The 22,521-nt window shown below is 67.3% G+C and carries 15 protein-coding genes; 8 read left to right on the top strand and 7 right to left on the bottom strand.

Annotated features, from left to right (window positions below; all coding sequences use genetic code 11):
- Positions 1–59 precede the first annotated feature (59 nt).
- The 6 genes from H4W26_RS04925 to H4W26_RS04950 are packed head-to-tail and all read left to right on the top strand — an operon-like array spanning position 60 to position 8,300.
- Positions 60–1,355, top strand: a complete 1,296-nt coding sequence (locus H4W26_RS04925) for a glycosyltransferase family protein (protein WP_192591002.1) — start codon at positions 60–62, stop codon at positions 1,353–1,355.
- Complete coding sequence (locus tag H4W26_RS04930) at positions 1,345–2,709, top strand: glycosyltransferase (protein WP_192591003.1); 1,365 nt, start codon at positions 1,345–1,347, stop codon at positions 2,707–2,709. The genes H4W26_RS04925 and H4W26_RS04930 overlap by 11 nt, the downstream gene beginning before the upstream one ends.
- The gene (locus tag H4W26_RS04935; RefSeq protein WP_192591004.1) at positions 2,706–4,034 is read left to right on the top strand and encodes a glycosyltransferase family 4 protein; all 1,329 of its coding nucleotides are present in this window, start codon (positions 2,706–2,708) and stop codon (positions 4,032–4,034) included. The genes H4W26_RS04930 and H4W26_RS04935 overlap by 4 nt, the downstream gene beginning before the upstream one ends.
- Positions 4,031–6,010: an ABC transporter ATP-binding protein gene (locus H4W26_RS04940; protein ID WP_192591005.1), complete on the top strand. Its 1,980-nt coding sequence runs from the start codon at positions 4,031–4,033 to the stop codon at positions 6,008–6,010. Before H4W26_RS04935 ends, H4W26_RS04940 begins: the two co-directional genes overlap by 4 nt.
- On the top strand, positions 6,007–7,191 hold the full coding sequence (locus H4W26_RS04945) for a phosphotransferase (RefSeq protein ID WP_192591006.1): 1,185 nt from the start codon (positions 6,007–6,009) through the stop codon (positions 7,189–7,191). The genes H4W26_RS04940 and H4W26_RS04945 overlap by 4 nt, the downstream gene beginning before the upstream one ends.
- Positions 7,188–8,300 (top strand): phosphotransferase family protein, encoded by a 1,113-nt coding sequence (locus H4W26_RS04950; RefSeq protein ID WP_192591007.1) that lies wholly within the window; start codon positions 7,188–7,190, stop codon positions 8,298–8,300. The genes H4W26_RS04945 and H4W26_RS04950 overlap by 4 nt, the downstream gene beginning before the upstream one ends.
- 551 nt (positions 8,301–8,851) lie before the next feature.
- Here the strand turns inward: H4W26_RS04950 and H4W26_RS04955 are convergent.
- Complete coding sequence (locus tag H4W26_RS04955; RefSeq protein WP_192591008.1) at positions 8,852–9,511, bottom strand: response regulator transcription factor; 660 nt, start codon at positions 9,509–9,511, stop codon at positions 8,852–8,854.
- On the bottom strand, positions 9,508–11,121 hold the full coding sequence (locus H4W26_RS04960; RefSeq protein ID WP_225939604.1) for a sensor histidine kinase: 1,614 nt from the start codon (positions 11,119–11,121) through the stop codon (positions 9,508–9,510). The genes H4W26_RS04955 and H4W26_RS04960 overlap by 4 nt, the downstream gene beginning before the upstream one ends.
- A gap of 84 nt (positions 11,122–11,205) precedes the next feature.
- Here H4W26_RS04960 and H4W26_RS04965 point away from each other — a divergent pair, with 84 nt between their 5' ends.
- Positions 11,206–12,477: a phosphotransferase family protein gene (locus tag H4W26_RS04965; RefSeq protein WP_192591009.1), complete on the top strand. Its 1,272-nt coding sequence runs from the start codon at positions 11,206–11,208 to the stop codon at positions 12,475–12,477.
- Here H4W26_RS04965 and H4W26_RS04970 read toward each other — a convergent pair.
- Positions 12,452–12,904 (bottom strand): hypothetical protein, encoded by a 453-nt coding sequence (locus tag H4W26_RS04970; protein ID WP_192591010.1) that lies wholly within the window; start codon positions 12,902–12,904, stop codon positions 12,452–12,454. The two genes, H4W26_RS04965 and H4W26_RS04970, sit on opposite strands and share 26 nt — an antisense overlap.
- A 397-nt stretch (positions 12,905–13,301) precedes the next feature.
- On the opposite strand from H4W26_RS04970, the gene H4W26_RS04975 reads away from it, so the two are divergent.
- Positions 13,302–13,550 (top strand): WhiB family transcriptional regulator, encoded by a 249-nt coding sequence (locus H4W26_RS04975; protein WP_036474112.1) that lies wholly within the window; start codon positions 13,302–13,304, stop codon positions 13,548–13,550.
- Between the two features lie 11 nt (positions 13,551–13,561).
- Here the strand turns inward: H4W26_RS04975 and H4W26_RS04980 are convergent, their stop codons facing one another.
- From H4W26_RS04980 to H4W26_RS04995, 4 genes are all read right to left on the bottom strand, one after another.
- A complete protein-coding gene (locus H4W26_RS04980) occupies positions 13,562–15,148 on the bottom strand; it encodes a sensor histidine kinase (RefSeq protein ID WP_192591011.1) in 1,587 nt (528 codons plus the stop codon).
- 96 nt (positions 15,149–15,244) lie between these two features.
- Positions 15,245–20,077, bottom strand: coding sequence for an NAD-glutamate dehydrogenase (locus H4W26_RS04985; RefSeq protein WP_192591012.1), 4,833 nt, complete (start codon positions 20,075–20,077; stop codon positions 15,245–15,247).
- An 86-nt stretch (positions 20,078–20,163) separates the two neighbouring features.
- Entirely contained in the window at positions 20,164–21,630 is a 1,467-nt protein-coding gene (locus H4W26_RS04990; RefSeq protein ID WP_192591013.1) for an AAA family ATPase, read from the bottom strand.
- Positions 21,631–22,422 (bottom strand): CpaB family protein, encoded by a 792-nt coding sequence (locus H4W26_RS04995; RefSeq protein WP_192591014.1) that lies wholly within the window; start codon positions 22,420–22,422, stop codon positions 21,631–21,633. It lies immediately after the preceding gene.
- Between the last annotated feature and the right edge of the window lie 99 nt (positions 22,423–22,521).

Below are 22,521 nucleotides of genomic sequence, written 5' to 3' on the forward strand. Positions count from 1 at the left end.
CGGTTTTTCTCATGCGCCTCTCATCGTTGCTTCACACGGAGTCAGCAAGATGTTCATCTATGAGCATCACCATCGTCCTGTACTCGCATGACTCAGTCGGCCTGGGTCATGCCCGCCGCAACCGGGCACTTGCCCACGCGCTTGCCGCCGATCTGCCCCGCTTGACGGGTCAGTCGGTCCGCGGCCTGCTGATCGCGGGACACCCCGATGCCACGGCGGATGCCCTTCCTCAGGGGTGGGACTGGCTCGTGCTGCCAGGTTTCACCCGCACTGCCGACGGCTACACCTCGAGACGCCTCGATGTGAGCAACGATCGCCTCTTCAGCCTTCGCAGCGCGACGGCCGCGGCGGCGGTCGACGCCATGTCCCCAGACCTCTTCATCGCGGATCGCCACCCGTTCGGCGTCGGGGGCGAGCTGCTGGTTGCGCTGGAAGGGCTGCGAGCGCGGGGGGCGCGATGTGTCCTGGGCATGCGTGATGTGCTGGACTCGCCGCCCGCCGCAGCGGCCGAGTGGCGCGCACTGGGCGGAGCCGCCGCTGCGGCCGCGTTCTATCAAGCGGTCTGGGTCTACGGCGATCCTCTGGTCTACAGCCCGGTGGCCAGTGGAGAGATTCCTGCTCCGCTGGCGGCGAGGACCCATTTCACGGGCTACCTGAGCCGCGGCCGGCCCACCGATGATCTCACCGACTCCAGCCTGCGGCCCGCTCGGCCCTACGTGCTCACGATGGTCGGCGGGGGCTCCGACGGCGGGGCGCTGGCTCTCGCCGCCGCCCAGGCACGAGTGCCCGCTGGACACCGACACGTCATTCTCACCGGACCGCAGATGCCCCCGGAGGACCACGACCAGGTGCTGCGCGCCGTCGCCGGCTCCGTGGATCAGCACCGCATCCAGCTGACCCGTTCGGCTCCGCATGTCCCGCAGCTGGTGCGTGAGGCTGCCGCCGTCGTCTCCATGGCCGGATACAACTCCACGGCGGAGATCATGGCGACCACCACTCCTGCCCTGCTCATCCCGCGATGCAGACGGCGCGCAGAACAGCCACGCCGGGCGGCTGCACTGACCGCTGTCGGAGCGGTGGAGGTGTTGGAGTCGGAGAATCTGAGCCCTCAACGGATCAGTCGATTCTTCACCCGGGCAGTGACCCACCGAACCGTGCGCGATCGTGTGGACCTGGACGGGCTGGGCCGCATCGGCCTGCTGGCGGCCGCCGAACTCTCCAAGGCGCCTGCCGTCATGGCCCGAGCGAGCGTTCCCGCTGTGCACGACTCCCTCGCCTACGCCTCTGCATCACCTGCACCGACGGGTGACCCCGTCCCAGCCATCGAAGCGAGGTTCGAGACCCATGTCAGCTGATCCCACGGCCCGCGCTGCAGGCCCTGCCGAGCCGGCCAGTCCCGTACGGCACACCATCGGCTATGTGCTGAAGATGTACCCACGGTTCTCGGAGACGTTCATCGTCTCGGAGATCCTCGCTCGCGAGGCGGCCGGTGAGAAGATCGTGATCTTCTCCCTGCGTCCCAGCACCGATGCCCGGTTCCACCCCGAACTTGCCCGCGTGAGCGCCCCCGTCATCCACATCCCGCGCAGCTCGGTGGCCTCCCGGTTCTGGGCGCAGTTCGCAGAGGCGACAGCATCACCCCCTCTCGCCGAAGGGGTCCAACGGGCCCTGCCCGAGCTGCTCAACGCAGGACACGACGACGCGCAGCAGGCGGTCGCGCTCGCTTTGGCCGCAGAACAGGCCGGCGTCACGCACCTCCACGCGCATTTCGCCTCGATGGCCACCAGCGTGGCCCGTCTCGCGGGGATGATCAGCGGCCTCCCCTACTCCTTCACAGCGCACGCGAAGGACATCTTCCACGAGGACGTCGATCCGGCGGATCTGGAGACCAAGCTCGCCGAGGCGCATCACGCGATCACCATCTCCGGGTTCAACCTGGACGACCTGCGACGTCGCTTTCCCGCCGCCACCTCTCGGCTGCACCTGGTCCGCAACGGGGTGGAGCTCTCCCGTTTCCCCTTCACCCCTCGACTGCACCACCGCCGCGACGACGAGGCCCCGCCCCGCCTGCTCGGCATAGGACGTCTGGTGGAGAAGAAGGGATTCCATCTGCTCATCGAGGCGGCGGCCCGACTGCACAGCCTCGGCGTCCCAGTCCAGGTCAGCATCGCCGGAGACGGTCCCCTGCGGTCGGAGCTGCAGGAGACGATCGACGACGCGGGACTCACCTCGTGGGTCCGGCTGCTCGGCCCCTGCACCCAGGAAGAGGTCTGCCAGCTGCTCGGCACACATGATGTGTTCGTGGCGCCGTTCGTGGTGGGCGCCGATGGCAACGCCGACGGACTTCCCACCGTCCTCCTGGAGGCGATGGCGCGAGGAATCCGCTGCGTGGCAGCGCAGGTGACCGCGGTCGGTGAAGTGGTGCGCAGCGCGGAGACCGGGTGGCTGGTGCCCTCCGGAGACATCGCCGCCCTGACCCAAGCCCTGCTCGAGGCGATCACCCTCGACGCCGGACACCTGGAGCTGTTGAATGCCGCCCGCAGCTGCATCGAGGAGAACTTCGATTCCGGGACCCAGGCGCAGAGACTCCGCGCCCTGGTCGAGGATCCGCAGAGTGTGGTCTCTCAGGACGGCCTGGCGCGCGTCAGCAGCGGCCCCGCGCCGACCACGGTCCCGCTGGAGATGATGCCCGTGGAGGCGCCGGCATGAGAATCGCCTATCTGCTCGCGGACCCCGGCATCGGGATCTTCGGCACCAAGGGAGCCAGCGTGCATGCCCAGGAGATGATCCGCGCGTTCCGGAGCCTGGGCCACGACGTCACTGTCTTCTGCACCAAACGCGGCGACAGGTTCGGTGACCCCGCCAGCGAGTCACGGCCGGACGATCTCGCCGACCTTCGGGTTCATGTGATCCCGGTGGCAGGGGCCAAGGGAGCTGCCGCCCGCGAGATCGCGGTCGCGCGCGCCTCGTCCGCCATGGCGGCGCTCGCAGGCGACGGGGAATTCGACCTGCTCTATGAGCGCTACTCCCTGTTCTCCACCGCCGGCGCACAGGTGAAGCGCTCCCGCGCCTGCCAGCTGGTCGTGGAGGTCAATGCTCCGCTGCTGGCTGAGCAGGCCAGACATCGGACGCTGCACGACGTCGACGGCGCCGCCATCGCCACGCGCGAGACCTTCTCCCAGGCGGATCTCCTCTCCTGCGTCTCGTCACCCATCGCCGAATGGGCGCGCACGATGAGCGGCACGTCAACTCAGCCGCCGGGAGTCCGGGTCACGGCGAACGGCGTGGACCCGGCTCGGTTTCGACACTCGAGCTCAGTGCTCACCCGGTCGCGGCAGTCAGATCTCGAGACCGTGACCATCGGATTCCTGGGCACGCTCAAACCTTGGCACGGCACAGACCTGCTGATCAACGCGTTCGCGCGGGCGCTCCAGCAGCTCGCGCCGTCCCCAGGCGTCCCAGCTGCCACGGGCGCCCGGAGCGGCCGGGGCGGCCCGCAGACGACGAAGCTGAAGCTGCTGATCGTCGGCGGGGGCCCGGAACGAAGGGCCTTGGAAGAGCTCACCGCGGAGCTGGGGATCACCGAGGTTGTCGAGTTCACCGGCCCTGTCGCCCCAGAGCACGTGCCGGCAGCGCTGCGGCGGTTCGACATCGCAGCCGCCCCGTATCCCGCACCCCCGGCAGGCACACCGCACTATTTCTCACCGCTGAAGGTCTATGAGTACCTCGCCGCCGGAGTGCCGATCCTCGCCTCAGCCGTGGGGGAGCTTCCAGAGCTCCTCGCCGGTTCGGCGTCCACGGGACCTGCGGGAGAAGCTGTCCCCGCAGGCGACGTCGACGCGCTGACCGCTTCGCTGATCTCACTGATCCAAGATCCCGCGCAGAGGGCGCGGCTGGGGGCGGCCGGTCGGCTGAAGGTCGAGACTGAACACACCTGGGTTCAGCGAGCCGCAGACCTGTTGCAGGACCTTGCGCGGTTGAATCCCGAGACCGGGGCACGTGGCGTGTCCCGCGCGGAGGTGTCTCAGGTATGAGCCGAGAAGGACGGGCCGAGGCGAAGACCTCCCGCACGCTGCACCGACGAGGACTCTCCCGGACCCTTCGCATGGTCCTCCCCCACCTGGGTGAGCACAAGCTTCTGGTGGCCACCGGGATGCTGGCTCTGCTGGGCGATGTAGCCTTCCGCATCCTGGAGCCATGGCCGGTGAAGTTCGCGGTGGACGCCGTCACCGAGGCGCTGGGTGCCAGCGTCGACGAGACCATCGATTCCAGCCACAACGTTGAGGGCATGCTCATCTTCTGGGCCTTCGCTCTGGCACTGATCGTGGGTGGCCGCGCTCTGTGCAACTACGCCTCCACCATCGCCTTCGCCAGGACCGGCGTAAAGGTGGCGGCACGACTGCGCACCCGAGTGTTCGACCACATCCAGTCACTCTCCCTGCGATATCACTCCAAGGCATCCATCGGAGACACCTCCCAGCGCCTGGTCGGGGACATGGGTCGGCTTCAGGAGGTCGCCGTGACGGCAGGTCTGCCGCTGGTCGGAAACCTGTTGACGCTCGTGATGCTGCTGGTGGTCGTGCTCCTCCTGAATCCGCTGCTTGCCGTGATCGTGATCGTCACAGGAGCGGGGTACCTGTTGGCCAGCCACGTGCTGAGCCCGATGATCACTGCGGCCTCGCGTTCCACCCGCAAAGGCGAGGGCCGATTGGTGGGAGACGCCGCCGAAGCGCTGGCCGCGATCCGGGTGGTGCAGTCCTATGGCCTGGAGGAGACCGTCGCGTCAGGGTTCGCCGCCGGGAACAACAAGGCGTTGAAGGCAGGGATCCGCGCCCGACGACTGGCAGCGCGCCTCGAACGATCAACTGACCTGCTGGTGGGGACGGCCACTGCCGTGGTGCTGGGCTTCGGTGGGTGGCAGGTGCTGCAGGGAGGGATGACGCCGGGCGACATGGTCCTGTTCCTGATGTACCTCAAGATCGCGATGAAGCCGCTTCGGGATATGGCCAAGTACACCGGTCGGATCGCCCGCGCGACTGCGTCGGGCGAGCGCATCGCGGATCTCCTTGACGAAGAGATCGAGATTCAGGATCCTCCACACCCGCTGTCGATGGGACGGGCCGAGGGCGACCTCACCTTCTGGCGGGTCACGGCCAGGGACCATCGAGGGTCACCGCTCTTCCACGAACTGAGCCTGCAGGTGCCGGCCGGGCAGCGGGTGGGTCTGCTGGGGCCCTCGGGTGCAGGCAAGTCGACCCTGGCGGGTTACCTGCTGCGACTGGCGGACCCCGACTCCGGGTCTGTGCTCATCGATGGGTGCTCGACCCGAAACCTCACTCGAGCAGATCTTCGACGCAATATCGCGATCCTGCTTCAAGAGTCGGTGCTCTTCAGCACCACGGTCCGCGAGAACATCCGTTACGGACGCCAGGACGCCACCGATGCGGAGGTGGAGCAGTCGGCGCGGCGAGCGGGCGCCCATGACTTCATCATGGCGCTGCCCGAAGGGTACGAGACCGAACTGGGAAACCGCGGTGACACCCTCTCCGGGGGGCAGCGTCAGCGCGTCGCCATTGCGCGAGCTCTGGTCCGCGACGCCCCCATCGTGCTGCTGGACGAGCCGACGACGGGTCTGGACCCTGCCGCTCGAGAGGTCGTCGAGGCCTCGATCCGGGAGCTGACCCGCGAGCGCACCACAGTGGCCATCACCCACGACCTCAGCATGATTCAAGGCTTGGATCGCGTGCTGTGGCTGGAGGCCGGTGAGATCCGCGAGGACGGATCCCCGGCCGAGCTGCTCGCAGATCCCCGCTCGCGACTGGCTCAGTGGGCTGCGAGTCAGCGAGGAGCAGCTGGCGCAGAGCCCGGAGCGACGGCGGACGAAGCTGAACCCGCAACGGCAGATGCCGGAGCAGAGCCGAGATCGGCATCGGCATCGGCATCGGCATCGGCATCGGCATCGGCATCGGGGTCATGGTCCCGTCGGCGCGCAGAAGAGGTGTCGAGATGAACCAGGATGTATCACTGTGGACCGAGGCAGACGAGGTCGCGGCCAGGGCTGTGGGTCTGCCCGGCGCCCGACTGCTGCTCGATCCTGGGGAGCTCTCCACACTGGTGGAGGAGCCGGTGACCATCACCCGAATCCGCGCCAAACCCGGACATTCGCTCGTCGCGGCCTTTCAGACCGAGGCCAGGGACCCACGCTGGGCAATGCTCACCCTGGACACCGACAAGCTTGCGAAGGCTCGCGTGCGCGCCGCAGAGCGCGGAGGGTCGCCGTCCTTCCGTGTCCACACAGACATCGGCCCGTACCTCTTCAGCGGAAGCCTCTGGACAGATCCGGTGCTCGGCAAAGACCTTGCGGAGGCACGCCGGGCTATCGAAGCCACGGCCGGTGCAACGCTGCCATGGCAGGTTCTGCGGCATAATCCCCGGCGCCGAGTGGTGGCCGTGGTGCCGGATCCTCGATCGGGGCATGGGGACAAGATCGTGCGCGTGGCCTCCAGGGGAACGACCGCTGCGCTCGAGGCGACTCAGCGGTGGAGAGCCCTGGGACTTCCGCTGGTGCGCAGCACCTCCTTGGGAGGTCGGGGAACCGCCATGAGTTCACCACGTTGGGGCTGGGACGACCTGAACAGCACCCCGCACCCGCCGGCCGCGCAGACCGCGGGAGAGGTCGTGGGTCGGTTGCATCGGCTCACCCGGGGTTCCCAGCGCATGCCGCTCCCCTCTGAGCTGCGCAGCTCAGAGCGGTCGATCTCGACCATCGCTCCCTGGTTGGCGGCATCCGCCAGTCATCTCGCGGAAGGGGTCCAGGAACGGCTCACCGCCGAACGGGGTGACCATACGTGCGAGCTTCACGGAGACCTCTCGCCGGACCAGGTCGTGATGGCTGCTCCGGGCAGCCACAAGATCCGACTCATCGACTTCGACCGCTCCGGCACGGGGGACCCGATGCGCGATGTGGGAAGCTGGCTGGCCTCCTGCCGCCGACAGAACCTGGAGTCCATGAGTGCGGGGTTCATGGATGGCTACCGCGAACACGCGGAGCTCGACGATCGCCGCGCAGCGACCTGGGAGGCCTACGCTCAGCTGGCCGCCGCCTCCGACCCGTTTCGGCACCGTGCACCCGACTGGCCCGCTCAGATGCACACCATGCTGCAGCTCGGACAGGAGGCTCTGGACCGATGACTCCTCTGCCACTGCCACTGCCACCAGAGACCTTCACCCAGGCGGGCGTCGCGCTGCGCGTGACCCGCGCCTGGCCCCTCCCGGAAGAGTCGGCCCTCATTCTCGAATGCGCGGATGGGGAACAGCGCAGGGCCGCGCTCTGGGACCAGTCTGGACTGCGACTGCAACCCACTGACACCAAGCTCAGCGCACTGGCAGAAGCTGCACCGGGCGGCGTCGTCGTCTCCCATCGATGGGGCAGACGCGCGGTCGTGCATCAGGGCGAGCGCTACATCAAAGTCGTGAGGCGCGGCCGCAGCTCCGCCATCATGCGGGGCATCGCCCGCGCCGGGGTCTTCGCGGAGACGTTCAGGACACCGGAGGTGCTGGAGCTGGATGATTCAACCGTGACCTTCTCCGCGCTGCAGGGTCTGACCCTCCACGACCCCGCTCTCTTCTCCGCGGTGGAATGGGGGCACGCGTGGCACCAGGTGATGGGGGCGTGGACGCGAGCAGTCCGGGATGGGGCCAGCAGCCTCGAAGTTCCCGGACTCTCTCGACTGACCGACGGCGCAGGGACAGTGACGCACGGGCCCGCCCAAGAGGTCCAGGTGCTGCAGCGTTGGGCCGGTCTGGTGCAGCCCTTCATCGAGAACCCTGATCTGCTCTGGAGGAATGTCGAGACCGTCTCCGCGCGGCTGCGCGGGCTTCCCGACGTGCCGCTGCGGCCAGCACACCGCGACCTGCACGACAAGCAGCTCCTGTGGAGCCCGAGCGCAGGTCCCGGACTGCTTGACGTCGACACTGCATGTCTCGCGGATCCTGCACTGGACCTGGGCAATCTCCGCGCCCATGCCCGCCTGCGCGTTCTGCAGCAGCTGTGGGCGCCACACGAGGCGAGAACCGTGGTGGCCGCCGTCGAGGCTGCGGCCGCTCAGATCGGCGTGTCGAGTTCCGCGCTGCGCGTCTACGAGCAGGCCGCCGCTCTCCGGCTGGGCTGCGTCTATGCGGTTCGCCCGGCTTATTCCGCAGTGACCGCTGGGCTGCGTCTGCTCGACGCTCCGGAGCGTGAAGATGAGAACTTTCTCATCCCGACCTCACGGTCCGCTCACTCTCGAGGTACAGGATGAGAACAGATCGGACCAAGCACCAGCACCAGCACCAGCGTGCGTCGTCGAACTGGTGAGGATCACCAGAGCAAGGAAACGTGCATCATGAGCAGGCAGACAGGCTGGATCCTCACCGGCGCCCTGAGCATAGTCGCCCTCGGTGGGACCGCCGCAGTGGCGCAGCTCAATTCAGACAGCGCGGAACAGGACCTCGGACCGGCGATGGAAGTGGCCGAGCAGAGCGCTGCACCAACCTCGGCGAGTCCAAAGCCCTCCCCGAGCCGGAGTCCGTCCCCCTCGCGCGCAACCGACGCGGATCAGGACCCCAGTGCATCGGCAGCACCGCGCGCGAGCTCGACACCGACTCGCGCGGCGGAACCAGCACCAGCCCCCGATCCAGTGCCCGAGCCCGCGCCCGGTCCTGCGACTATCAGCCCCACTCCACCGGCGGTTTATCAGCCTGCCCCACTGGCTTCGGACTCGGCGTGGACACCGGTGAGCTCGGTGTCCGCCCAGAGCTGGTCAGCGCCCTCGGCGGGCAGCTGACCCGCGCGACACCTGCGAGGGACCGCTCAGGCCTCGAGCCGGTAGCCCACGCCGCGCACGGTCTTGATCCGCTCAGCCCCGACCTTGGCGCGCAGGTAGCGGACATAGACGTCCACCAGATTTGACCCGGGATCGAAGCTGTAGCCCCAGACTCGTTCCAACAGCTGCTCCCGGGAGAGGACCTGTCCGGGATGACGCATGAAGGTCTCCAGGAGAGCGAACTCCCGTGAGGACAGATCGTGCTGCTTCTCTCCCGCCGTGATCCGCCGCGCGTGGAGATCGAGCGTGAGTGAGCCAGCAGTCAAACTGGTCGGCTCCTCCGCGGAACCACCGCGCAGCCGAAGTCTGATCCGAGCCAGCAGCTCATCGATGCTGAAGGGCTTGGCCATGTAATCGTCCGCCCCGGAATCCAGTCCAGCCACGGTGTCCGCCGGCGTGCTGCGCGCCGTGAGGATGATGACCGGCGCCGTGAACCCCTGCGCGCGCAGTCGGCCCAAGAGGCGCAGGCCATCGTCATCCGGGAGCCCCAGATCCAGCACGGTCAGATCCACAGCGCTGCTCAGCGCGTACTCGTAACCTTCGGCCGCCGTGGCGCCGCGCAGGACCGCGTAGCCCGCCGCACGCAGCCCCTTCTCCACGAAGGAGGCGATCCGGTCTTCGTCCTCGATGAGCAGGATCTGCGTCACGCTCGGCCTCCAATGCTGTTCGTCTGCGTGGAATGCTCAGAGGCGGTCAAGACCTCCGGGCTGTCGGCCGCTCGCGAGTCGGCGACCTCGGACACCAGGTCCATAGGGTCCTCGTCCAAATGCGGCAGCACCATGGTGAAACGGGCACCCATGCCGGGGGCCGATTCAAGCTTCACCCAGCCCCCATGGGCCTGCGCTATCGCATCCACGATGGGAAGCCCCAGTCCCGACCCCGGCTTGCTGGAGTCGGTGCGCCCAAAGCGCCGGAACACCCGCTCATGATCTTCCTCCGCGATGCCCTGGCCCTGGTCACGCACGAAGAGCCGCACCTCCCCAGCCGCGAGCTCCGAACCCAACGAGATGACCGACCCGGGTGCAGAGAACTTCACGGCATTGGCAGCGAGCTGCAACCAGGCCTGCGTGAGTCTCTCGCGGTCGAGCCAGGAGTCACCTTCGGCGCGCGAGTCCACGATCCACCGCCGCTCCCCCAGCGCGATCGCCTTGTCATAGACCTCATCGGTGAGCTTCCCGACATCGGTAAACGCCCTTCGCAGGAAGTCAGGCCTGCCTGCCTGCGCGAGAGTGGTCAGGTCATCGATCACCCGGTTCATTCGCGTGAGCTCATCGAGAGTCAGTTCACGGGTGGAGAGCACATCATCGCGATCTTCGGCGTCGAGCACCTCGAGATGACCGCGCACGATGGTCAAGGGTGTGCGCAGCTCATGGCTGACATCATGGATCAGCTGGTCCTGCGAGCGGAAGGAGGCCTCGAGCCGGTCCAACATCTCGTTGACCGACTTGGTCATCTCCGTGAGGTCGTCCTTGCCGGTGACCGGGATCCGTTCCGAGAGGTCCTCACGCCCGATGTGGCGGGCCGAGGAGGCCAGCACTCCGACCGGATGAAGCAGCCGTCCGGCGATGACCCCTCCGACGATCGCGACGACCCCGAGGGAGAGCGCCGCCACCGCGGCGTAGATCAGAAATCCATCCGCAAAGACTCCCTTCTCGGCAGTCATGTCGTAGCCCATGACCAGGGCTCCCACCTGAGACTCTTCCGCCGCCTCCGAATCCTCGGGCGCAGCGCTGCCGTGGATCGGCACGATCGCCACGCGATAGGTGGTCGTCTCTGTCTTGAGCGTGGTCACGGTCGCACGTTCCGCCACGGCATAATCCTCCAGCAGGTTCAGCAGCTCAGGATCCTCTTCCAGACGCACCCGGGTGACCGCTGAGGTGAAGGCCACCTGCCCGTCGACAAGTCCGACGATCCCCTCGTTGCGCGTGGGGATGATGCGTTCCATGGCTGTGCGCACCAGCTCCGTGGGCGAGGTGAAGGGTTCACCGGTGCTGGGATCCACTCCCACCTCGTGCAGAACCCGGAACTGTTCGGCATCGGCGACAAGCTCCGCATCGATTCGGCCCTCAACCTGAGCCTGCTGAATCGCGAAAGCCGTATAGCCGGCAGCGGCCAGCGCGAGTGCAGCGAGACCGACGACGGCCGCCAGAATCCTGGCCCGCACGCTCAGCGGACGCAGGGCTGCGCGCCTTCGCAGCCGACGCCGTGGTGAACGCGCGGACACCTCCGGCTCACCCGGCGCAGTCGTGTGGCTCATGAGCTTCAGTTTCTCACCCGCAGAGAGCCGAGGGGGCTCTCTCGCGATGAGAGTTCTTTCATCTGAATACGGCAGGATGACGGCATGGATCAGCTCGCCGCCCTCGTCTCGGTGCTGCGCGGTCCCACCGCTGGCGAGCTGCTGCGGCTGGTGCTTGAACCTGCAGATGTCGCCCCGAGTGCCTGGAAGCTGGAACAGGTCTACGCACGTCCGGGGGCGGAGGCATCCGCCCTCTACCATGTGGAAACCCCGGGGATGCTGCTGACCTTGGTGATCAGCACGGCCTCACTGACCGATCAGGACCGCGAGGCGATGGGGGCGGTGCGCGCCGAATCTGCTCAGGGGACTGTGCACATCTGGGCGCATCCGGTAGACCCGGAGCTGCCTGGCCTGCTCGTGGTCGAAGCGGGTGCCGAGGTCGAAGCGGGTGCCGAGCACAGTGGATCCGGGACCCTTGAAGAACGCCTGAGCCGGTTGCTCGGTGAACAGTGCAGCCTCACGGAGCTGCGCCGCCTGGTGCTGCGCCCGCTGCGACGCGCCGTGTACCGAGCGGTGGTTTCCTCGGTTCGGGGCGAGAGGGTGCTCTACCTCAAGGTCGTGAAACCCGCCAAGATGCCCGGCCTGCTGCAGCGACACCGCTGTTCCATGCTGATCCCGTCGGCCGCCGACGCCGGCGACGGGATCCTGGTCATTCCAGAGGCCCCTGGGAGGTCTCTGACCCACCATCTGTACCGGCCCGCACCGTCGACGGCGACGAGCGGCCCGGCACACCATCACGAACCCGCGCCGCATATACACCCGAAGACGATCACCTCGGCATTGGACTCGTTGATGCCGCACACCTTGGAGCTGCCGGCTCGAGAGTCACCTGCGCAGCGCCACCGCAGCCTCGAACCTGGTGCCATCGGTGCAGGCGCAGATCCACAACGAGTCCGAGAGCTGGGAGATGGCATCGCCGCGAAGCTCAGCACGACGCCTGGACCGGTGGTGCCCACCCACGGCGACTTCCATCCGGCGAACCTCTTTCTGGACGAACCAGCGAGCACAGCCAAGGCACTGATCGATGCTGACACGGTGGGGCCGGGCTACAGAGTCGACGACCTCGCCACGATGCTGGGACACCTGATCACCCTGCCCAGCTTCGACCGGGCGGCGTACTGTGCTGTCCCTGATCTGGCTCGCAGATTCTTGGCACACTGCCTGAGCGAGCACGATTCGGAGGACCTGCGTGCACGGACCGCCGCCGTGCTGCTGTCACTGCTTCCCGGGGCCGAGAGCAGCGACCAGCAGGAGCACTACCTGCGCTGGGCCGAGGCGCTGACCGGGCCGCTCAGTCCTGCGGATCTGCTTCGCTGAGCCAGACCTGCGTGGGGCGGATGAACAGCAGCAACAGCGCGACGGCGGCAGGCAGCACGAACGCCACCCCCACCGCGGGGAGCCCGCCGGAGAAGAAGCTGAAGGACAGCACGACGATCAGCAGCTCCACGACCATCGCCGGGGTCCGCGCACCCTGTGCCCCGAGGAAGATCCTGAAGCCGAGCAGCACCAGGACCAGTCCGAAGAGGACGTAGAGCACCACCAGCGCGATGGCTCCGGCGGCATCGAGCACCTGGGCCTGCGAGGTCAGCGCACTGGCCACGGCATTGAATGCCAGCGCCATGCCCTGGATGAAGAGGATCAGAAACAGCACCCAGACGGCCACCGGCCGGGGCCGTGCCTGAGTGAAACGTCGCGGCGGACGCGGTGCATTGAAATCCGGGGTGACGGAGTCTCCAGGGGCCATCTCTCCATTGAACCACTCGGCGCGGGGTTCACCCGTGGAGCAGCCGCCCGACCGCTGACCTGGTGCAACGTTTGGAACGGATGAGCATGTGACAAAGTACACACTGTTTCGCGGTCATTTCGGCAGTGCGAAGTCTTGTTTGCCAGGCGTTAACATGCCAGCCTTGAGTTCGTACTTATTCGGGATGGCAGAATACCTCGCCCGAGGTCTGGAAATGCACCGCCGTCCAGGCACCACGGTCATTCGACCGGGGAACATTCTGCCCCCTGGACGCGGAGGTGACTCCCGAAGCAACACCGACGGCCGCCACAGATCAAGGCTTGGTCGAGGAAGCTCCGCGCAAAGCCCCAAGACCCGAACAGCGGCGCCCACGAGGTGCCCTAGGAGTAGTGATCCCATGGATTGGCGCAGCCGAGCAGCCTGCCTGGACAAGGACCCCGAACTTTTCTTCCCCGTCGGCAACACCGGACCAGCTCTGCTTCAGATCGAAGAGGCCAAGAGCGTCTGCCGCCGGTGCCCCGTGATGGACACCTGCCTGCAGTGGGCTCTGGAGACCGGTCAGGACTCCGGCGTCTGGGGCGGCATGAGCGAGGACGAGCGCCGCGCGCTCAAGCGCCGGGCCGCTCGCGCCCGCCGCGCCTCCTGAGGTCCTTCGCCTCACCCACCAGACTTTGCTGACGCGGTGAGGATCGGAGCACGGAGCTTGACCCGTGTGCCGGTCCTCACCGCGTTCTTCATGTCCGGCTCCTCGTCCGAGGCGGTCTCCCACTCGATGGAGCCGGAGAGCTCACCGCGCACCAGGGTGCGCACGATCTGCAGTCCCAGACCAGGCTCCCATTCCTGCTCGGGCAGACCCACGCCGTCGTCGGTGAGATCCAGCTCGAGCCGCTGACGTCCCGCGGCGTCGGCAGCTCGGTGCACCGTCATCGCGACCTTGAGCTCGCGACGCTGCGGAACCGGGCCGAATCCATGTTCCACCGCATTGGCCACGATCTCCGTGATCACCAGCGCCAGCGGGGTCACCATGTCCGGGGGAAGCTGACCGAAGCTTCCCTCCAGCGAGGTGACCACCTGCCGGTCCGACTGCGCCATCTCCGCGGCGAGACGCAGCTGTCGGCGCATCAGCTCATCGACGTCCACGCTCTCCTCCAGGCCCTTCGACAGCGAATCGTGGACCATGGCGATGGTCTCCACCCGGCGCATGGCACGGCGCAGACCCTCCCTGCCTTCCTGGGAATCCATCCGCCGCGACTGCATGCGCAGCAGCGCGGAGACGGTCTGCAGGTTGTTCTTCACCCGGTGGTGGATCTCCTTGATCGTCGCGTCCTTGCTCATCAGCTGCTTGTCACGGCGGCGCAGCTCCGTGACATCGCGGCAGAGCACCAGGGCCGCGTAGCGCTCTCCATGAGCTTGTCGCGCCGCCTCGCTGCCGGCCGCGTGATAGAGCGGGATCGAGCGCAGCGTCACCGCGGCCCCATGTGCCTCAAGTTCCGCACGCATCGCCCGACGACCCGTCAGCATCATCGGCTGAGACTCATCGACGACGACGCCGGTCGCGCGCTGGAGCTCCGAGCCGATGCCCGCCAGGGAGCGCCCCTCGAGGGTGTCCGAGACGCCCAGGCGCAGCAGCGCGGACACGGCATTGGGCGAGGCGAAGGTGATCCGGCCCTCCTCGTCGAGGCGCAGCAGCCCGTCCCCGACCCGAGGCGCTCCCCCGTAGCCGGTGAACTCCTGGGTGGCGTCGGGCCAGCGTCCCTCGGCTGCCATGGCGAGCAGGTCATCCGCACAGCGTCGATAGGTCAGCTCCAGTCGGGAGGGGCTGCGCATGGCGGCCACCGCGAAGTGCAGGGTGATCACGCCGACCGTGCGGCCGCGGTGCAGCAGCGGGAGCGCCTGGACCCGCATGCGCGCGGGTGAGGGCTGTCCCTGATCGGAGGAGTTCGTCTCCACCTGTGAGGTCCAGGCGCGTTCCACCATCGGCTTCAGGTCGGCCCGGATCCGGTCCCCGACCACGTCACGGTGGATCAGCGTCTGTGTGGTGGAGGGCCGCGCCTGCGCCAGCGCGATGAAGGAACGCCCCTCGGCGGAGAGGAACCCCTCCTCGGTGTGCGGGAACCACAGCACCAGATCCGAGAACGCCAGATCAGAGAGCAGCTGCCAGTCCCCGACGAGGGCATGGAGCCACTCGACGTCGTCCTGGGTGAGATACCGATGACCGACGAGCGGATCCTGGAAGACGGCCATGTCTGTTCTCCTCGATGAGTGATGGCGGGGAAGGGAAGGTCATCGTGCGGGCCCGTGTGCGGCTCGGGAGTCGACCACGGGCCCGGAGCCGGAAGCTCAGGAGTCGATCAGGCCCCGCAGATGACGCAGCAGAACTGTCAGTGAGGCGATGTTGTCATCGGCGAGGGCATCCACCTCGGCGATGAGCCGCTCGGTGCGAGCCAGCTTCGCCCCGTTCGCCTGCTTCCATTCCTCCAGCCGCTCAGTCGGGTCCTGCTCCGCGGAGGTCCCGCGCAGCACCGACCCGGTGATCTCGGCCATGGCGGAGTAGAGCTCGTCGCGCTGCGCTCCGCGGGCCAGTGCCTGCCACTTGTCCTCGCGCGGCTGGTTCGTGATCCGGTTCAGCAGCGAGTCCGCGCTGAATTCCGCATAGACCGCGTAGTAGACCGCGGCGACCTCTCGAGAGTCGAGAACGTGGGCGGTGGAGAGCGAGGCGATGTCCAACAGCGAGAAGGCCTCGAAGAGCTCGGAGACCCAGGTGGCAAGCTCCTCGGGCATGCCTGCCTCCTTCGCCTCGGCGCGACGCTCCTCGACCCGCCGGCGGTCCTCACCACGCAGATAGCTGGTGAGGTCTCCGTAGAGCGGAGAGATGTGCTTGGCATACGCCTCCACATCCTCCCGCACGGAGGTTCCACGGCTGACGTGGTTGATGAACCAGCGGACCGCCCGATCCAGCAGCCGGCGCATGTCGCGGTAGGTGTTCGCCCAGGCATCCCGGTCGAAGCTCACCGGAAGCTCTCGCATGGCCTCGTCGAAGGCCTCCAGGGCGAAGATCTGACGGACTGCCACGAAGGAGCGGACCACCTGCTCCTCGGCGGCGAACGTCTCCTCGATCGCACGGAAGACGAACGCCGCGCCCCCGACGTTGACCACATCATTGGCCACCACGTTGGCGATGATCTCGCGGTGCAGCGGGTGACGGTAGAACTCCTCAGAGAACCGCTCGCGCAGTGCGGCAGGGAAATACTCCTCAAGGGTGAGGGTGAACCAGTCGTCGTCGGGCACCGAGCTCTCCACCAGCGCTGCCTTGAGCTGGATCTTCGCGTAGGCGGCGAGCACGGCGAGCTCCGGCGAGGTCAGGATGCGCTGGCCCGCCGCCGCGCGCTCGGCGAAGAGGTCATCGCTGGGCAGCACCTCGATGCTGCGGTCCAGGTCCACCGTCTCTTCCAACCAGGCGATGAGCCGCTGGAAGCTGGGGGACCACTCCCCCACACGATGCCGATCGGTCATCAGCAGCACGTTCTGGTCCCGGTTCGTCTCCAAGACATGGGAGGCGACATCCTCGGTCATGGAGCCCAGCAGCTCGCTGCGCTCGTCCGCCTCGAGGTGTCCCGATTCCACGAGCTGGTCGATGAGGATCTTGATGTTGACCTCGTGGTCGGAGCAGTCCACCCCGGCCGAGTTGTCGATGGCGTCGCTGTTGAGCAGGGTCCCGGTCTGCGCGGCCTCGATCCGACCGGCCTGGGTGAAGCCGAGGTTGCCGCCCTCTCCGACGACCCTGGCGCGCAGCTGGTTCCCATCCACGCGGATGGCGTTGTTGGCCCGGTCGCCGACCTGCTCATGGGTCTCGTGGGAGGCCTTGACGTAGGTGCCGATGCCGCCGTTGTAGAAGAGGTCCACCGGGGTCTGCAGCAGCGCCTTGATCAGCTCCGGAGGGGTCAGCTTGTCCTGATCTGCGGGAAGGTCGAACCGTTGGCGCATCTCTTCGGTGATCTCGATGCTCTTGGCGGTCCGCGAGAAGACCCCGCCGCCGGCGGAGATCAGCTCGGAGTCGTATTCTCCCCAGCCGGAGCGCTGGGCGTGGAAGAGCCGCTGCCTTTCGGCGAAGCTGGCGGCGGCGTCAGGGTTCGGGTCGATGAAGATGTGCAGGTGGTTGAACGCCGCGACCAGCTGAATGTGCTCGGAGAGCAGCATCCCGTTGCCGAAGACGTCGCCACTCATGTCGCCGATCCCCAGGACGGTGAAGTCTTCGCTCTGCGTGTCCACGCCGAGCTCAGAGAAGTGCGACTTCACGGACTCCCAGGCCCCCCGGGCGGTGATGCCCATCTCTTTATGGTCATAGCCCACGGAACCGCCGGAGGCGAAGGCATCGCCGAGCCAGTGCCCGTATTCCTTGCTGATCTCATTCGCGGTGTCGGAGAAGGTGGCGGTGCCCTTGTCCGCAGCGACCACCAGGTAGGCGTCGTCGCCGTCGTGGCGAACGACCCGGTCCGGGTGGGTGATCACCATCTGAGAGTCTCGTTCGCTCTGGTTGTCGGTGATGTCGAGCAGCGCCCGGATATAGATCTTGTACGCGTCCCGGCCAGCTTCGAACCAGGCCGAGCGGTCGGCGGCAGGGTCTGGAAGCTGCTTGGGGTAGAACCCTCCCTTGGCTCCGGAGGGAACGATCACGGCGTTCTTGGCCATCTGAGCCTTGACCAGGCCCAGCACCTCGGTGCGGAAGTCCTCGCGCCGGTCGGACCAGCGCAGGCCGCCGCGAGCGACTTTGGCGAAGCGCAGGTGCACACCTTCGACGACTGGAGAGTAGACCCAGACCTCATGGGCCGGGCGCGGCTTGGGTGCGGCGTCGATGGTGGCCGGTGTCAGCTTCAGCGAGAGCCAGTCGTGTCCCTGGTAGAGGTTCGTTCGTTGGGTGGAGTCGATCAGATTGAGCAGGGCGCTGAGCACGCGGTCCGCATCCAGGGTGCGCACCTGCTCCAGCGCTTCGGTGACCTTCTCGCGGGCCGAGGAGCTGAGCTGCTCGCGGTCCCCTTCGAGGTCCGGGTCGAAGCGCGTCCCGAAGTACTCGACCAGCGCTGTGGCCATCTCGGGGTTCTGCAGCAGCGACTCGGCGACGAAGGTGTAGGAGTTGGTGCTGCCGAGCTGACGGTAGTACTTGGCGTAGGCGCGCAGGACCGTGACGCTGCGGATGCTCAGACCCAGGCGGAGCACGAGCTGGGAGAAGACGTCTGATTCGGCCTTGCCCATCAGCACCTGCTGATAGGCCTCCTGCAGCAGCGAGACGGTGTCCTCGGCGGTGACTCCCTCGGGGTAGAACAGTCCCAGGTCATAGAGGTGGAAGGTCGCCCCATCCGGGCAGTTGAGCGTATAGGACCGCTCATCGAGGACCTCCAGCCCGAAGTCATCGATCACCGGCAGGGTGTCGGTGAGGGTCTTCTGCTCCGTGAGATAGAGCTTCAGACGCATATCCGCCGTGCCGCCGTCACGCGAGCTGTAGAAGCTCATCCGCGGCACCGCCTCGCCTTGCTGCGCCGCCTCCTCCAGGGCCTCGAACTGCGCGGCATCGGCGAGCGCGTCCTGAACCTCGTAGAGCACGCGGTAGTCATCGGGGAACGCATCGCTCCATCGCGCGGCGACCGCCTCGGCATGTCGGCTGGAGTAGCGCTCCTGCGCCTCCGCCGCGATGCCTTCGGCCCAGGACCGCACGGCCCTGGTCAGTCGGTTCTCGAGCTCCTCCTGGGTGCAGGCCGGCTCTGCGGCGTCGTCGGCCAGGCGCAGCCGGAAGAAGACCCGCGCCAGCACGGAGTCGGTGAGTCGCACGGTGAAGTCGATGGACTCGGCCTGCACGTAGTCGAGCAGCTCCTGCTCGATCCTGCGTCGCACAGCAGTGTTGTACCGGTCTCTGGGGAGGTAGACCAGCGCCGTCATGAACCGCCCGTAGTGGTCGCGCCGCAGGAACAGCTTGACCCTGCGGCGCTCCTGGAGCTGCATGATCTGCCAGGTGGCCTGCTCGATCTCGTCGATCTCCATCTGCAGGAGCTCATTGCGCGGATAGGTCTCCAAGATCTGCATCAGGTCATTGCCCGAGTGCGAGTCGGCGGCGAAGCCGGAGCGCTTGAGCAGCTCCTCCGCGCGGGAGCGCAGCAGCGGAATGTTGACGATGGACTGGCTGTAGGCGCGTTCGCTGAAGAGTCCGATGAAGCGGCGTTCGCCTTTGACGGTGCCGTCGACGTTGAAGGTCTTGACCGCGACGTAGTCCATGTAGGTGCGCCGCCGCACGGTGGAGCGGGAATTGGCTTTGGTCACGACCAGCGCTCGGCGCTGCCCGGCGCGCTCGCGTCCGGCGGCGGAGAGCTCGGTGGAGCGCCGCGCGATCGGTTTGCCGTTCTTGTCTGCGAGGATCCCCAGGCCTGTGCCGGTGACCGGATCCAGGTGCACGGAGCCGTCCGGGTATTCGGCGAGCTCGTATTCGCGGTAGCCCAGGAACAGGAAGTTCCCGGAGCCCATCCATTCCAGGAGATCAGCGGACTCTTCCGCCTCCGGGAGGTCCTCGGCCCCGCGCAGAGAACGTCCCGCCGTCATCACCTGAGCGACCATTCGGTCCTGATCCCGGTGACTTGCCAGCACATCGGCAAGGACGCGTCGCAGCCCGTCGATCAGTTCGTCTGCGTCCTCTGCAGAGATCACGCGGTCAAGCTCCACGGTGATCCAGGACTCGATCTTGACCTGGTGGTCGTCGTTGAGCAGGGCCTTCAGGTTCGGCAGCGTCTGGGTGTCCCCCGAGGAGACCCCACGGTGCTCCGCGGGGAGCGATTTCACCGCCGCCAGTTCCCCGGAGCCGGTGCTGCGGCTGCTCAGGAAGATGGGGTGGACCACCAGAGAGATGCCGTGCCCGTGGCGGGTGACCTCGGCGGTCACCGAATCGACGAGGTAGGGCATGTCATCGGTGACGACCTGGACGACGCTGCGGCCACCCACGGTGCTCACCTGCACGACAGGTGAGGAGTCCGTGCGGGACTCCGCGAGTGTCAGGTGCTCGCTGACCCTGCGCACCTGATGGTCCGTGCTCACCAGCTGCAGGTCATCCTGCGCGATGTGCGCATAGTAGGCATCGGTCAAAGTCTCAAGATCGGCGTCATTGCTGGTCCATAGAGTCTTCTCAGCGGGCATCTGTACTCTCACTCTTTCCTCGGATTGCGAGTGCGCGCTGAGCTTCCCGTCGCCGGGGAGGGCGCACGCTGCCTGTGTGATTCAGCCTACCTTCTGAGCCGACTGAGCAGACCCTTCCGACGGGACCCCTGATCCACCCCCGCAAGGGCCGCGATGCCCCGTCGCAGCGGTGATTCAGCGGCGGCCTCGGCCAGGACCTGCCCGGTCAGCAGAGCTGCGTCGCAGCCGGAACCGTCCCAGGGCAGGAACGCCGAGATCTCGCGATCAGGTCCCAGTCGGCGCCAGGTCTGCCCGAGCTGATCCCGTGGCGACCGTCCGATCACCTCACTGCGCACCTTGTTGATGACCACCTCGACCTGAGCTGCTGCAGTCTCCGGCAGACTGAGCTGGAGGTCCTCGATCGCTTTGACCAACCGCGAGAAGCTCACCGCATCGGCCGCGCCGACGGCGAGGATCCGGTCCGCCTGCCGCAGACAGGTCAGCGCGGCACCGTTGCGCTGCGGCGCGAGGGTGTCGTAGCTGAGCTCCTCATCCTGTTCCACGCAGGCGGCGACGTCGACGATCACATAGTCATACCGGGTTCTGGCGAGCTGGAGGACAGTCTGGAGGCTGCGCTCACGGATCTCGGGCCAACGGGCGGCGCGCGGCAGGCCCGAGAGCAGGGAGAGTCGAGCGCCGCTGACCTGAACGGCCGAGGTGGCCGCATGCAGCGCCTGCGTATCGAGGCGCCCGAGATCCGCGGCTCGGCAGGCCTGCGCAAGCCCCGCGGTCTCCTCCATGAGACCCAGCTGAGGCACGAGCGAGGCTGCCAGGGTATCGGCGTCGACAAGCAGGACCTCCGTACCCTGCAGCGCAATCTCAGCGGCCAGGTTCACGGCGACCGTGCTGCGACCAGGGCTGCCGGGCGCACCCCAGACCACGGTGATGCCGTGGATGCCGCGCACGGCCTCCCGGTCCTCTGTGGGCGAGTCGCCTGTCAATTGGTCATCGCTGGAGGGGACGTTGCTGGAGCGGACGTTGCTGGGCGGGGCGGCTGAGGCGCGTTGGGCCGTGGCCGGATCTGCTGTTTCGTGAGGCGACTGTTCCTCACCGTGCTTCCGGTCGGACCATACGCCACCCCGAGGCTCGCCCCCGTTGGACTGGTAGGTTTCCTCGGGATCCCCGGTTTCCTCGGGATCCCCGGAATCCTCAGCGGATGCACCGGGTCGGGCGGGCTCTCGTCCCTGGAGCGCCGCAGCGAGGGCCTCGGCGCCGACGTCGTCATCGAAGCAGGTGAGTCCGAGGTTGCGAAGTCTCGCGCGCTCCTCGGCCACGGCTGAGATGGCGACCACGTGGCGGTCCCCCTCCTGCAGGTCCGCGAGCACCGTGGCGGTGAGCAGCTCGGTGCTGCCGATGACCAGTGCTGCATCGGAGCGGCCGGTGCGACAGACGGCCACGAGTTCCGCAAGGTCCGCACAGCGACGCTCGATCGTCACGGGTCCCTGGAGGCCTTCCACGGCGGCGATATGGTCGGCGCGCAGCTGCCCCGTGGTCACCACTGCCCACCGTTGCATCTAGCCCTCCTCGTCGGCGTCGGACTCGGGTGACTCCGGCTCGGGCGATTCAGCCTCTGGCTCTGACTCCGGTTCTGACTCTGACTCATCCGCAGCAGGCTCCACACCGGCGGGCACCACCGACAGCGACGCCGCTGAGCTCCTCGCCGCGAGCAGCGCAGGCAGCTCCTCGGGATCCACGAGCAGCTCCACCGTGACGGCAGCCTGGGCCCCAAAGGTGTTGCTCGCCTCGCTCAGCGCGGCGACCTGGGCCCCCTTGGCGATGCGCTGGACCTCGACCTCCTGCTGCTGACCCACAGCTCCGGCGTCGGCGGCCCACACGTCGACCATGCGCGCCGGCTCCACGCCACGGGCAAGGGTGTGATCGACCTCGACCGTCACCGCTTGCCGGCCCTGCGGATCCTGCGGGCCGACGGCACGCCGCGGGACCAGCTCACCCTCCTGCACGATGGTGATGATCTGCGACTCCTGTGGCAGCTGCTCGGAGGCCGAGAGGTAAGAGTCCTGGACCTCGTCGATCTGCACCTCGACCACGCGCAGGTCCTCCGCGCTCAGCTGGTCCCCGACGGTGAGCAGCCGGTCCGCGGCATAGACCTGTGCGGTGCGATTCTGCGCCGCGAGCAGGGCGATCACCCCAGAGACCGAGAGCGCAACGATGAGCAGTCCGACCAATAAGCGCGGATCCCGCCAGCTCGGCCGTCGAAGCCGCTCGGCCGGCAGGACCTCAGGACGTGACCCATGGCTGCGCACCCCGGGGCTCGAGTCTGTGTTCGGCGAATACGGTTTCGGCATGAGGCCTCCCTGCACGTCGCCCTGCTCGTGTTTCGGCGGGGATGAGCGCGCTTCCGGATGCCGCCGACGGGGGCGCACAGGCTCAGAATAATACAGCTC

Source organism: Nesterenkonia halotolerans, from assembly GCF_014874065.1.
Lineage (GTDB): Bacteria > Actinomycetota > Actinomycetes > Actinomycetales > Micrococcaceae > Nesterenkonia > Nesterenkonia halotolerans.

Coding starts and splice junctions, on each gene's coding strand:
- H4W26_RS04950 (WP_192591007.1), top strand. CDS start 7,188: ATGACTCCTCTGCCACTGCCACTGCCACCAGAGACCTTCACCCAGGCG.
- H4W26_RS04965 (WP_192591009.1), top strand. CDS start 11,206: ATGGATCAGCTCGCCGCCCTCGTCTCGGTGCTGCGCGGTCCCACCGCT.
- H4W26_RS04985 (WP_192591012.1), bottom strand. CDS start 20,077: ATGCCCGCTGAGAAGACTCTATGGACCAGCAATGACGCCGATCTTGAG.
- H4W26_RS04970 (WP_192591010.1), bottom strand. CDS start 12,904: ATGGCCCCTGGAGACTCCGTCACCCCGGATTTCAATGCACCGCGTCCG.
- H4W26_RS04980 (WP_192591011.1), bottom strand. CDS start 15,148: ATGGCCGTCTTCCAGGATCCGCTCGTCGGTCATCGGTATCTCACCCAG.
- H4W26_RS04995 (WP_192591014.1), bottom strand. CDS start 22,422: ATGCCGAAACCGTATTCGCCGAACACAGACTCGAGCCCCGGGGTGCGC.
- H4W26_RS04930 (WP_192591003.1), top strand. CDS start 1,345: ATGTCAGCTGATCCCACGGCCCGCGCTGCAGGCCCTGCCGAGCCGGCC.
- H4W26_RS04945 (WP_192591006.1), top strand. CDS start 6,007: ATGAACCAGGATGTATCACTGTGGACCGAGGCAGACGAGGTCGCGGCC.
- H4W26_RS04960 (WP_225939604.1), bottom strand. CDS start 11,121: ATGAGCCACACGACTGCGCCGGGTGAGCCGGAGGTGTCCGCGCGTTCA.
- H4W26_RS04935 (WP_192591004.1), top strand. CDS start 2,706: ATGAGAATCGCCTATCTGCTCGCGGACCCCGGCATCGGGATCTTCGGC.
- H4W26_RS04925 (WP_192591002.1), top strand. CDS start 60: ATGAGCATCACCATCGTCCTGTACTCGCATGACTCAGTCGGCCTGGGT.
- H4W26_RS04975 (WP_036474112.1), top strand. CDS start 13,302: ATGGATTGGCGCAGCCGAGCAGCCTGCCTGGACAAGGACCCCGAACTT.
- H4W26_RS04990 (WP_192591013.1), bottom strand. CDS start 21,630: ATGCAACGGTGGGCAGTGGTGACCACGGGGCAGCTGCGCGCCGACCAT.
- H4W26_RS04940 (WP_192591005.1), top strand. CDS start 4,031: ATGAGCCGAGAAGGACGGGCCGAGGCGAAGACCTCCCGCACGCTGCAC.